At 69.5% G+C, this 11,878-nt stretch carries 8 protein-coding genes and 1 pseudogene; 4 read left to right on the top strand and 5 right to left on the bottom strand.

The window, feature by feature from the left end; all coding sequences use genetic code 11:
• The first annotated feature begins 526 nt into the window (after positions 1-526).
• The gene (locus J2S55_RS01555; RefSeq protein WP_306856736.1) at positions 527-1,798 is read left to right on the top strand and encodes a M4 family metallopeptidase; all 1,272 of its coding nucleotides are present in this window, start codon (positions 527-529) and stop codon (positions 1,796-1,798) included.
• Between the two features lie 1,535 nt (positions 1,799-3,333).
• Here the strand turns inward: J2S55_RS01555 and J2S55_RS01550 are convergent.
• The 4 genes and pseudogenes from J2S55_RS01550 to dxr all read right to left on the bottom strand — a co-directional run bounded on the left by J2S55_RS01550 (position 3,334) and on the right by dxr (position 7,149).
• Entirely contained in the window at positions 3,334-3,747 is a 414-nt protein-coding gene (locus tag J2S55_RS01550; RefSeq protein ID WP_306856735.1) for a DUF3592 domain-containing protein, read from the bottom strand.
• Between the two features lie 122 nt (positions 3,748-3,869).
• A pseudogene (locus J2S55_RS01545) lies at positions 3,870-4,691 on the bottom strand (IS5 family transposase).
• A gap of 69 nt (positions 4,692-4,760) precedes the next feature.
• Positions 4,761-5,930 (bottom strand): flavodoxin-dependent (E)-4-hydroxy-3-methylbut-2-enyl-diphosphate synthase, encoded by a 1,170-nt coding sequence (ispG, locus tag J2S55_RS01540; protein ID WP_306856734.1) that lies wholly within the window; start codon positions 5,928-5,930, stop codon positions 4,761-4,763.
• 34 nt (positions 5,931-5,964) lie between these two features.
• The gene (gene dxr / locus J2S55_RS01535; protein ID WP_306856733.1) at positions 5,965-7,149 is read right to left on the bottom strand and encodes a 1-deoxy-D-xylulose-5-phosphate reductoisomerase; all 1,185 of its coding nucleotides are present in this window, start codon (positions 7,147-7,149) and stop codon (positions 5,965-5,967) included.
• A gap of 184 nt (positions 7,150-7,333) precedes the next feature.
• On the opposite strand from dxr, the gene J2S55_RS01530 reads away from it, so the two are divergent.
• On the top strand, positions 7,334-8,389 hold the full coding sequence (locus J2S55_RS01530) for a trypsin-like serine peptidase (RefSeq protein WP_306856732.1): 1,056 nt from the start codon (positions 7,334-7,336) through the stop codon (positions 8,387-8,389).
• A 53-nt stretch (positions 8,390-8,442) separates the two neighbouring features.
• Positions 8,443-9,453: a trypsin-like serine peptidase gene (locus J2S55_RS01525; protein WP_306856731.1), complete on the top strand. Its 1,011-nt coding sequence runs from the start codon at positions 8,443-8,445 to the stop codon at positions 9,451-9,453.
• Between the two features lie 141 nt (positions 9,454-9,594).
• Here the strand turns inward: J2S55_RS01525 and J2S55_RS01520 are convergent, their stop codons facing one another.
• A complete protein-coding gene (locus J2S55_RS01520) occupies positions 9,595-11,022 on the bottom strand; it encodes an aldehyde dehydrogenase family protein (RefSeq protein ID WP_306856730.1) in 1,428 nt (475 codons plus the stop codon).
• A 217-nt stretch (positions 11,023-11,239) separates the two neighbouring features.
• On the opposite strand from J2S55_RS01520, the gene J2S55_RS01515 reads away from it, so the two are divergent.
• Positions 11,240-11,866: a TetR/AcrR family transcriptional regulator gene (locus J2S55_RS01515; RefSeq protein WP_306856729.1), complete on the top strand. Its 627-nt coding sequence runs from the start codon at positions 11,240-11,242 to the stop codon at positions 11,864-11,866.
• Positions 11,867-11,878: the final 12 nt, after the last annotated feature.

Here is an 11,878-nt window from a genome sequence, read left to right as displayed (position 1 = left end):
TACGCCCTCCAGTCTCGATACGATTAGAGACTCCCGAAAGTTCCGGGCGTGTTCCACACGCCGCTCCAGATCCGACCACGGCTCTGCACTCACACGAGGGGTACTCAAGCCCTGTAGGCGCTTTGCGGGTAGTGCGGGGTTGAGGAACAACGGGACAACCGTTGGCGACGAGAAAGATCTTGTTTCTCGTCGGGGTCCCGGTAGCAATGGCGAAAATCCAGCGAAGCTGGCATTGACCTGCGGTTTCTTCACAGTGGACCGGACGGCCCAAGCTGAATCATCTTCCTGTACACGCAGGTCAGGCCCTACTTCGTTGGATTCACGGCCGAAACTACGAGGACCCCTCCCGGGGGCCGGAACACGTTTTCCGGCCCCCGGGCCCGTGCGCCCGTCGAGAGCGCTATACACGCCATACGCCCGAAATATGGGGATTTGTAGGGTTCTCCACCCCTCATGTCGATGTCACCGTTGGGGCAGCCCTGGCCGGCCACGGCTCCTTGCGCTTGCGGACAAGGAGTCATCGCGTATGAACCCCAAAACCACGCTGGGAGCGGTCGCTCTCATGACGGTCGTCGCCATGGGCGCGACGGCGCCGGCGAGCGGCGCGGAGACCACGAGCACGGTGTCCCGACTCGCCACGGCACACAGTGCGGGCACGGACGGGAGCCTCTCCTCCGGCCAGGCGCTCCTGGGCTCAGGCAACAGTCACTTCAACGGCAACCCGGTGACCATCCAGACCACGAACTCCGGGGGCCTGTACTCCCTGAACGACCCCACCCGCCCCGGTCTGAGCTGCGGCCCTCTCAACGGCCCCGTCTTCACCAAGACGACCGACACCTGGGGTAACGGAACCGGCACCAGCCTGGAGACCGCCTGCGTCGACGTCATGTTCGCCGCGCAGAAACACTGGGACATGCTGAGCAACTGGCTGGGACGCAACGGCATCGACGGAGCCGGCCGCTCCTACCCGGCGTCCGTCGGCCTGAACAACATCAACGCCTACTGGGACGGCACCCGCACCGTCTTCGGCCACAACAGCGCCCACACCAAGCAGCTCACCTCACTCGACGTGGTCGGCTATCAGTACGGCCTCGCCGTCTATGAAATGTCCGGTTCCGATGACGGGAACGGCGCGGAGGCGCAGGATCTCAACAAATCGGCCGCCGACATCTTCGGCACCCTGACCGAGCACTACGTCAACCACCCCCTCGCCCTGGACGAGCCCGACTATCTGATCGGCGAGGAGGTGAACACGGTGGGCACGGGACCGCTCATCCACATGTACAACCCCTCGCTGACAGGGCAGTCGAACTGCTACGGCTCTCTCCTGCCGCCCCCCGGAGGGGGACCGCAGGACCACTGGTTCTACCTGCTCGCCGAGGGCACCAACCCGCCGGGCAAACTCGCCAGCCCGGTCTGCGCCGGTCCGTCCACGCTGGTCGGCATCGGCATCCAGAAAGCCGCCCGGATCTTCTATCTGGGAATCCAGCGCAAGTCCCTTGGCTGGTCATACGGCAGGGCACGCGTGGCCACCATGCAGGCCGCCAAAAACCTCTACGGCTGCCCCGAGATGAACGCGACCAAGGCCGCGTGGACCGCCATCCGCGTCCCCGTCCAGGCCGGCGAGCCGACCTGCTCGATGCCCACTCCCGCTCCTTCCGGTACTCCCAGTCCTACCAGCCCTTCCGGTCCCTCCCCCTCTCTCAGCGGGATCACGGTCGACCCGCCCTCGGCCAGGGTCAGCCCCGGTGGATCCACCACCGTCCAGATCAAGCTGTCGCCCGGCACGGCCCAGTAGGTGACCCTGTCCGCCAGCGGCAGCCCTGCGGGGGCGACCGTCAGCATCGATCAATCCACCACGGCGATCATCAACGTCTCGGCCAGCACCCCTCCAGGGCACCTACACCATCACCTTCGTCGCGACCTCCGGCGGCTCCACCAAGACAGCGCGTGGGTTTGCGGGAAGTTGCGTTCCCGCAAGTGAATCGGGGCCCTGTGAGCGCACGGTTTCGTCACGCTCATCCGTTGCGAAAGCAGGGCGACGTCTCCCAGGAGGAGGATGTCCCGACTGCGGAGATCACTCTGGAGGGGGACATGGAATCAAGGAGCGCTTTGACGACCGGGAAGGGGGACGACTTCTACCGTTCAATCCATGGTTTTCAACACGAACACATTCCGCCGCGCGGCAGCTGGCATCGGTCTTATCCTCGCCACTCTCGCCTTTCCCGCCGCGGCACAGGCGGCCACGGTGCAGACCTCCGCCACCCCCGTCCTATCCGGCATCTACTCGACGTCGGATGCATGCGCGCGTGCGGCTGCCACATACACCGCTGCCGGGAAGACCGCTTTCTGCCGTCCGAGCAGCATCTATGCGAGGCCCCCCTACTGGATGCTGTACGTCTCGTAGACCGCATCGAAGTGAAAGTGACCGGTGTGCGGTGCGGGCCCCGAAACCGGGAGCCCGCACTGCACCCGGGTCGGGGCGCCCGGCACCTCTCATCGGTCTGGGCAACACCGACGCCTCCGGGCACACTCCGCACGCCTACCGCGGCAATCTGATCAGCGGGGAGACAGGCCGGCTGTCCGCTGCTGTGACCGAGCCGTGGGATCCAGTCCTACGGCATCGCCGGTCATACGACTTTCGCCGGAGATCTTGTGGTCTTGGGGGCATGCAGTCACATGGCCCCTGGCCTGCCCTCCTGCCCCCCAACGACTCGCCCACACCACACCGGCCTGGACGACGCAGCTGTCCGTGCCCCCACCCTCACGCACGGCCGTAGCCCAAACGCTGCTGACGGCGTTCATGGTCTGCATGGCCAACCAGCACATCCTGCTCAGCTGGCGGCACGTCCACGACCGCACCGAAGAGCCCGCGCCTCAAGGGGGTCCCGGTAGTAATCGCGGAAAATCCAACGGATATGCCCTTTACCTGTGCTGATGTGAGGGCGCCGCAGGGGTGGTGGGCCGGTTGGTAAATACGGCGGGCCGGCTGAGGCTGCCGCTGGCCTTGCCCGGATGCTCCACGTCGACGCTGGTCAGCGATATCCGTCGGGTTTTCCACGATTACTACCGGAACCCTAGTGAAGGTCACCTCGGCGATCTTCGCCACCGGCATGCCCTACACCGACAGCAGCACCATTTGCGCGCGCCGCCAGGTCACCGCCGACCCGGTCCCCGGCGGACGATCCGTAGCAGCCGTCTGTCCTCGTCATCGTCGATCTCGCATACATGTGTTCCGCCCCCAGCCAGGGTGACGGCCACGCGCCGCCCGGCACAGCATTCGGACGGCGCATCACACCGCAACAGGGCAAACGTTGCCGATCCGGTACTAGATCACTTGCTCTGGATTGCTTGCCTGAGATACCAGCTCGCCATCGCCAGCGTCACCAGCCCGATCAGCACAAGCAGGATGGTGCGGCCGTGATTGGCGGAAATCCGGGTGTCTTGTACGTTCGCCGGGTTATCCGACTCGTAGATCAGGGTGGCGGTATCCCCGACTTGCGGCCGCGGGGTCCAGCAGTAGGCCTCGACCTTGACAAGGACGAACTGGCCCTGATTCGTTGTGAATTCCGCCATGACATAGGAGTTGCGACCACCATGGACCTCGACCACGGTGGCCTGCGCTCGCAGCCCATGATCGCGAAGGCCGTTGACGCTGATTCCCTCCGCGGTCGCGGCCAGGAAGAAGAAAATCGCAGCTGCGAGGCCGATCGCGGCTTGTACGCCAGGCGGCCACTGTCGTTGCACGGCATCCTCCCACCCGGGCAACGAGTGGGAGGCGGGAAAGGTTCGAGGTCGGTCATTGCTCAACACGCATCAGGCACGACGTCGCTCAATCTGGTCTCACAGCCTGTACGGAGTTCGGATCTTTAGGCTGGTCGGAGACTTCGGATCCATAAAACGGCTCCGCGTAGGTGCAGGCCGGCCAGATAGCTGTCGGGCGTCTTGTCGAACCGGAAGGCCAGCCCACGCCACTCCTTCATCCGGTTGATGCAGCGTTCGGCCGCGTTGCGCTGCTTGTAGAGATCGGGATCATGGGTGACCGGCCGGCCACCGCGGGAGCCGCGCTTCCTGCGGGTTGGCCGCCTGGTCGATCTTCTCGTGAATGACCGCTTTGATCCGGCGTCGGCGCAGGTAGGCGCGGTTGCCGCGAGAGGAGTAGGCCTTGTCGGCGGCCACCATGCCCGGCCGGGTGCGCGGACGGCCGATCGGCAGACGGATCTTGATGCGCTCCAGCACGGCGCGGAACTGCGGGCTGTCTCCAGCCTGGCCGGCAGTCAGGACGAAGGACAGCGGACGGCATCGACCATCGGCCGACAGATGTACCTTGCTGGTCAGGCCGCCCCGCGAGCAGCCCAGCTTGGCCGCCTTCAGCCGGAACCGGTGCCGGCGTCGTAGCCGCCTTCGTCCGTCCCCGTCCCCCTCCCGGTCCCCGTCGTCTCCGTCGTCTCCGTGGTCGCCGCCTCGGAATCGCCGTCGCGGGCGTTCAGCGCCCAGGAGCGGAACCGGTCGTAGGCGGTAGACCATGGCCCGTACTCGGTCGGCAGGTCCCGCCAGGTCCTGCCGGTACGAAACCGCCACATCACCGCGTTGAACAGCCGTCGCGGATCCGGGATCGGGCCCCGCTCAGCCAGCGGCAGGTGAGGCTCGATCAAGGACCATTCCTCGTCGGTGAGGTCTCCGCGCGTCATGCCCGATGGCCTACCAGGACCGCCGGCCATACCGCAGGCAATCCCTTTGATCTCAACTCCGTACAGGCCCTAGCGGACGATGACCTCGGGACCGGAGGCGTCCTCGTCGTCGAGGTCGACCTCCACGCCCATCTCCTCGGCCAGGCGCAGGGCCTCCTCGATGAGGGTCTCCACGATCTGGGACTCGGGGACGGTCTTGATGACCTCTCCCTTGACGAAGATCTGGCCCTTGCCGTTGCCGGAGGCGACGCCGAGATCGGCCTCGCGGGCCTCGCCGGGGCCGTTGACGACGCACCCCATCACCGCGACGCGGAGCGGGACCTTCAGCCCCTCAAGGCCCGCCTGGACCTGCTCGGCCAGGGTGTAGACGTCGACCTGGGCGCGGCCGCAGGACGGGCAGGAGACGATCTCCAGGCCGCGCTCGCGCAGGTTCAGCGACTCCAGGATGCCGATGCCGACCTTGATCTCCTCGACCGGCGGGGCCGACAGCGACACGCGGATGGTGTCGCCGATGCCCTCGGAGAGCAGCGCGCCGAACGCGACGGCGGACTTGATCGTGCCCTGGAACGCCGGGCCCGCCTCGGTGACCCCGAGGTGGAGCGGGTAGTCGCACCGGGCGGCCAGCTGGCGGTAGGCCTGGACCATCACGACCGGGTCGTTGTGCTTGACCGAGATCTTGATGTCGCGGAAGCCGTGCTCCTCGAAGAGCGAGCACTCCCACAGGGCCGACTCCACCAGCGCCTCAGGGGTCGCCTTGCCGTATTTCTGCAGCAGGCGGGGGTCGAGCGAGCCGGCGTTGACGCCGATCCTGATGGGCACCCCGTGGTCGGCGGCGGCGCGGGCGATCTCGCCGACCTTGTCGTCGAACTTCTTGATGTTGCCGGGGTTGACCCGGACGGCGGCGCAGCCCGCCTCGATCGCGGCGAAGACGTATTTCGGCTGGAAGTGGATGTCGGCGATCACCGGGATCTGGGACTTCCTCGCGATGATCGGCAGCGCGTCGGCGTCATCCTGGGAGGGCACGGCCACCCGGACGATCTGGCAGCCCGAGGCGGTCAGCGCGGCGATCTGCTGGAGCGTGGCGTTGATGTCAGCGGTGACCGTGGTGGTCATCGACTGGACGGAGACCGGCGCGTCCCCGCCCACCGGCACGGAGCCGACCATGATCTGACGGGATTTGCGTCGCTCGGCGATCGGCCTGGTCCTTACGGAAGGGATCCCGAGAGCAACAGAAGTCATTTTCAGCCCTTGTGAAGTCGACGACTTCCCCAGTCTAGGCAGTCGCGGTGAGCTCCCGAGCCCGTGCCCGCGCCCATTCGTCGGCATCGAGCACTTCTGCGACGGAATCTGCTCCTGTCACGGTGTGCTCGGAGACCACCGCCGTCACGGTGTCGACGATGCCGGGGAAGGGCAGCCTCCCGGCCAGGAAGGCGTCGACGCACACCTCGTTGGCGGCGTTGTAGACGGCGGGAGCCGTGCCGCCGGCGGAGCCGACGTGGCGGGCCAGCGCGACGGAGGGGAAGGCGTCGTCGTCGAGGGGGTCGAAGGTCCAGGTGTGGGCCCTGGTCCAGTCGACGGCGGGGGCGGCTCCGGCGACCCGCTCCGGCCAGCCGAGGGCCAGGGCGATGGGCAGCCTCATGTCGGGCGGGCTGGCCTGGGCGATGACCGAGCCGTCCACGAACTCGACCATGGAGTGGACGACCGACTGGGGGTGGACCACGACGGTGATCCTGTCGAAGCCGATGTCGAACAGCAGATGGGCCTCGATGACCTCCAGGCCCTTGTTGACGAGTGTGGCGGAATTCACCGTGATGACGGGCCCCATCGACCAGGTCGGGTGGGCCAGGGCCTGCTCCGGGGTCACGTCCGCGAGCTCCGCGCGCGACCTGCCGCGGAAGGGCCCGCCGCTCGCGGTGACGATCAGGTTGCGCACGGCCGACGCGTCGGGACCGGCGGGGCCGGCGGCCCACAGGCACTGGGCGAGCGCGGCGTGCTCGGAGTCGACGGGGATGAGCTGTCCGGGCTTGGCCAGGCGCTTGACCAGCGGGCCGCCGATGATCAGCGATTCCTTGTTGGCCAGGGCGAGCGTCCTGCCCGCCTCCAGCGCGGCCAGCGTCGAGGTCAGCCCGAGCGCGCCGGTGATGCCGTTGAGCACCGTGTCGGACGGCCAGGCGGCGGCCTCGGCGACCCCCTCGGGCCCGGCGAGCACCTGGGCGCCCACCCCGTGCGCGGCCAGGGCCTCGCGCAGCCGCGGCGCGGCCGAGGGGTCGGCCACGGCCACCACGTCGGGCCGGAACTCGGCCGCCTGACGGGCCAGCAGGTCGATCCGGCCGCCGCCGGCGGCGAGCGCCGCCACCCGGAACCGGCCGGGGTTGCGGGCGATGACGTCGAGGGACTGGGTCCCGATGGAGCCGGTCGAGCCGAGCAGGACAACGGAGCGGGTGGTGTCTGGCTGCACCGCCCCATTCTCCCGGCTGCCGCTCACCTGTCGAACCGGGGTCGAAATCTGTGGTGCGTGAAACGCAGGGGGAAATGCAGTTCTTACGCCGGAATTTCGCCATATCAATAGTCGTAAATATTGAGAAATGCAGCCATGCAGCGCACTAGCTTCCCCACTCACCATCAGGTCTCGGGAGGTACGAATGCGCCGCACGGCACGCCTGGTCCCCGTCATCGCCCTCGCCACGGGCGCCACCCTGCTCCCGGCGGCGGCCGCGCACAGCGCCGCCGCGTACAGCGCCGCCGCGCCGGCGGCCTCCTTTCCGGCCGCCCCCCGGCCCGCCGAAAGGGAGGCCGCCGACACCACGACCGAGCAGCGCACCGTCCAGCGTTACTGGACGGAGGCGAGAATGGAGGCGGCCCAGCCGCTCGACGCCTACGCTCCGAAGAAGGACGGTCTCCGGCTCACCGCGGCGGCGATCGCGGCACAGGCCGCGGCCGACCCCGTCTCGGTCCCCGCGACCGCGCCGGACGGCGACGCCGTCACCGCCGTCCGGGCCGCCGCCGCACGCGCCACCACCGGATCGCGGTGGACCCGCGGCGGCGCGGTCGCCAAGACCGCCGGCCGGGTGTTCTTCACCTATCAGGGCCGCAACGCCTCCTGCTCGGGCAACGCGGTGACCAGCGACAACAGAAGCACTGTGATCACCGCGGGGCACTGCGTGAAGCTGGGCGGGGCCTTCCACGGCAACTGGGTGTTCGTGCCGGGCTACGACGCCGGCGAGCGGCCGCACGGCACCTGGGTGGCGACCACGCTCTACACCACCCCGCAGTGGAACAACAGCGAGGACATCAACTACGACGTGGCCGCGGCCGTGGTGGCCCCGCTGGAGGGCCGGTCGCTGACCGACGCGGTCGGCGGGCAGGGCGTCTCCTTCAACCAGCCCAGGCGGCGGCAGATGCACTCCTTCGGATACCCGGCGGCCGCCCCCTACGACGGGTCGAAGCTGGTCTACTGCAGCGGGCGGTCCTTCGACGACTTCCTGATGTCCCGCGACATCGGCCTCGGCTGCGACATGACCGGCGGGTCGAGCGGCGGCCCCTGGTTCACCGGCTTCGACGAGGGCACCGGCCTGGGCACGCTGAACTCGGTGAACAGCTTCAAGTACGGCTTCGCCGCCGGCTGGATGTTCGGCCCGTATTTCGGGACCGAGGCGCAGGCCGTCTACGAGGCCGCGCAGGGCACCGGCACCCCCTGAGATTCACCGAAAGTAGTCACAACAGCACACCACGTAGTGCAAAATCGGGTCTCATGACCTCGAGCCTCCCCCTGCTTGCGGGCGCCGCGCTCGTCGCCGGCCTGATGGGCCTCCCCCAGGCCGGCGCGACGACCACCGAACACGGGCAGCGGGCCGCCGGCGCCGCCCACCCCCTCCCGGCAGCCGCCAAGGCCCCGCGCGCGGCCCCCGGCGGGGACGGCGTCGCCGAACACGTGACCGCCCCCGGCCCGGCGGACCAGCGCCGGGTGCTCGACTACTGGACCCCCCGCCGGATGGCGGCCGCCGTCCCGCTCGGCCTGCTCGGGACGGCGGCCGGCGTGTTCGGCCGGCCGGGCCTGCCGGACCACCAGCGTGCCGCCCGCACCACCGGGGCGCGCTGGAGCGCGGGCGGGTCGGTGACCCGCACCACCGGACGGGTCTTCCTCACCCTCGGCGGGCTCGACTTCGTCTGCTCGGCGAGCTCGGTCAGGAGCGCCAACAAGGACCTCGTGGTGACCGCCGGGCACTGCGTCAAGGACGGCGCCGGCGCGTGGGCGGACAACTGGACCTTCGTGCCCGGTTACGACCGGGGCCGCCGGCCCTACGGGCAGTTCACCGCCCGGCGCATGTTCGTCGCGGGCCCGTGGTCGCGCAGCGCCGACGACAACCACGACATCGGCATGGTGGCGCTCAACCACAGCGGCGGCCGGCACCTGGGAGAGGTCGTCGGCGGCCAGGACATCGCCTTCGGCGCCGCCCGGGGCCGCCCGGCCCACGGCTTCGGCTTCCCCGCCGAGGCGCCCTACGACGGCGAGCACCTGGTCTACTGCGCCGGCCCGGTCCATGACGACCCGCACGGCCAGACCGGCGACCAGGGCATGCGCTGCGACATGACCGCCGGGTCCAGCGGCGGCCCCTGGATGAGCGGCTTCGACCCCGCCACCGGCCGCGGCACGATCACCTCGGTGAGCAGCTTCAAATACAGCGACGACCGGAGCACCATGTACGGCCCCTACTTCGGCGACGTGGCCAGGGAGCTCTACACCGTCGCCGAGAGGGCGTGACCACGGTGAGTGCCCGTGCCCAGGCCGTGGGCGAGGAGTGGGAGCCCGCGGCGGGCGACCACCGGAGCTCGGCACGGAGCCGGGACGGAATGGACACGGCCCGCACCCCGGGGCGACGGGGGGCGGGCCGTGGACGGGATGTCAGAGCGACAGACCGGTGAGGACCATGACCTTCTCGTAGGTGAAGTCGGCCATGGCCGAGCGGACGCCCTCGCGGCCGACCCCGGAGTCCTTGACGCCGCCGTAGGGCATCTGGTCGGCCCGGTAGGACGGGACGTCTCCGATGATCACGCCGCCGACCTCCAGCTCCCGGTTCGCGCGGAAGGCGACGTCCAGGCTGCGGGTGAAGATCCCGGCCTGCAGGCCGTACTTGGAGTCGTTGACCGCGGCGAACGCCTCGTCGACCCCGGACACCGTCTGGATGATCATCACGGGGCCGAAGACCTCCTCGCAGGAGACCTTGGCGTCGTGCGGCACGTCGGCCAGGACGGTCGGCGCGACGGTGGCGCCGTCGCGGGTGCCGCCGGTCAGCAGCCGGGCGCCGGCGGCGACGGCCTCCTTGACCCACTGCTCGACGCGCTCGGCGGCCTCGACGGAGACCAGCGGTCCGACCTGGGTCCTGTCGTCGGCCGGGTCGCCGGTGACCAGGGCCTCGACGGCGGGGATCAGCTTGGCCACGAAGTCCTCGCGCACCGACTCCTCGACGATCACCCGCTGGACCGCGATGCAGCTCTGCCCGGCCTGGTAGTTGGAGAACAGCGCCACCCGGGAGGCGGCCCAGTCGAGGTCGGCGTCGGCGAGCACGACGGCGGCGGCGTTGCCGCCGAGTTCGAGGGTGACGTGCTTGCGCGGCACCTGGTCCATGATCGCGTATCCGACGGGCCCGGAGCCGGTGAAGGAGACGATCGGCAGGCGCGGGTCGTCGACCAGGGCGGCGGCGCGGTCGTTGGGGACCGGGAGCACGGAGAACATGCCCTCGGGCAGCGCGGTCTCGGCCAGGATCTCGCCCAGCACCAGGGAGGAGATGGGCGTGGCCGGCGCCGGCTTGACGATGATCGGGGCGCCGACCGCGATGGCCGGGGCGACCTTGTGGGCCACCAGGTTGAGCGGGAAGTTGAACGGCGTGATCGCCAGGACCGGGCCGTGCGGGACCCGCGAGACGTAGGCGAGGCGGCCCGCGGAGGCGGCCTCGGTGTCCAGGCGCACCGCCTCGCCACCGAGGCGGCGGGTCTCCTCGGCGGCGAACCGGAAGGTGGAGATCGCGCGGTTGACCTCGCCGCGGGCCCAGAAGATCGGCTTGCCGTTCTCCTCCATGATCAGCCGGGCGATCTCCTCGGCCCGCTCGGCCAGGCGGCGCGAGACGTGGACGAGGGCCTCGGCCCGCACGTGAACGGGGAGCGCGGCGGCCTGCTTCTGCACGGCCGCCGCCGCGGCGACGGCCTCCTCGACCTGGCCGGCGGTCGGCACGGAGCAGACGCCGACGACACGGCCGTCATGGGAGTTGGTCACGGTGAGCTCGGCGTCCCCCGTGGCGGGGCGGCCGGCGAGCCAGAAGGGGCGCACGTCCATGGCTCCGACGGTATGCCACCGGTCCGGAGGTGGCGTTACTCCACTACGCACAAGACCCTTGCACTGGCACGCCGTTACGCATAAAAATATCTCCCTCTCTGCCTGTAACGAAACCGGGGCAGATTACGGATATTCGTTATATGGCAGCGGTTTGAAGGATCGCCGCCCTGGCTAAGTCACCGAGTGCAACTCCCCGACAGCGGAAGGGCGTGGCCGCATGACCTCTCCGGCGCCGCGCGGACTGCAGGGCGCCTATCTGGTCGGCGAGCGGGCCACCCAGGACGAGCTCCGCGGCAAGCTGCTCGACGTGGCCAGCCAGCTCCTGGTCACCATCGGGCCCGAGAGCCTGTCGATGCGCCGCATCGCCACCGAGGCCGGATGCTCGACGACCGTCATCTACACCATGTTCGGCAGCAAGGAGGGCCTGGCCGAGGCGCTCTACCTGGAGGGTTTCGAGCGGTTCCGGCGGCGTCTGGAGGCGGTCCCCGCGCGCGGGAACGCGCTGGAGCACCTGACCGCGCTCGGCCCCGCCTACCGGGAGGCCGCGCTGGCCGAGCCCGGCTACTACGCCCTGATGTTCGAGCGGGCGATCCCCGGGTTCGTGCCGAGCGAGCGGGCCAGGACCCTGGCCCGGGCGGCGCTCAACGTCCTCGACCGGGTGATCGCCGACTGCATCTCGGCGGGATACATCATCCCGACCCAGCCCAGGAAGATCGCCGACGCCCTCTGGGCCGCCGCCCAGGGCGCCATCGGCCTGGAGCGCGCCGGGCACCTGCGTGACAGCCACACCTACGACGCGGTCACCTACGCCACCATCTCCCGCTACCTGGTCGGCGGGCGCTGACCCCGCCGCACC

This window comes from Streptosporangium brasiliense (assembly GCF_030811595.1).
In the GTDB taxonomy this organism is placed as follows: domain Bacteria; phylum Actinomycetota; class Actinomycetes; order Streptosporangiales; family Streptosporangiaceae; genus Streptosporangium; species Streptosporangium brasiliense.
The sequence above is the reverse complement of the archived record's forward strand: the minus strand, read 5'-3'. Positions and strand labels throughout refer to the sequence as shown.

What these genes read in the sequence shown, in the direction of transcription:
- J2S55_RS01555 (WP_306856736.1), top strand. Translation starts at nt 527, where the DNA reads ATGAACCCCAAAACCACGCTGGGAGCGGTCGCTCTCATGACGGTCGTC.
- ispG (WP_306856734.1), bottom strand. Translation starts at nt 5,930, where the DNA reads ATGACTTCTGTTGCTCTCGGGATCCCTTCCGTAAGGACCAGGCCGATC.
- J2S55_RS01530 (WP_306856732.1), top strand. Translation starts at nt 7,334, where the DNA reads ATGCGCCGCACGGCACGCCTGGTCCCCGTCATCGCCCTCGCCACGGGC.
- J2S55_RS01525 (WP_306856731.1), top strand. Translation starts at nt 8,443, where the DNA reads ATGACCTCGAGCCTCCCCCTGCTTGCGGGCGCCGCGCTCGTCGCCGGC.
- J2S55_RS01520 (WP_306856730.1), bottom strand. Translation starts at nt 11,022, where the DNA reads ATGGACGTGCGCCCCTTCTGGCTCGCCGGCCGCCCCGCCACGGGGGAC.
- J2S55_RS01515 (WP_306856729.1), top strand. Translation starts at nt 11,240, where the DNA reads ATGACCTCTCCGGCGCCGCGCGGACTGCAGGGCGCCTATCTGGTCGGC.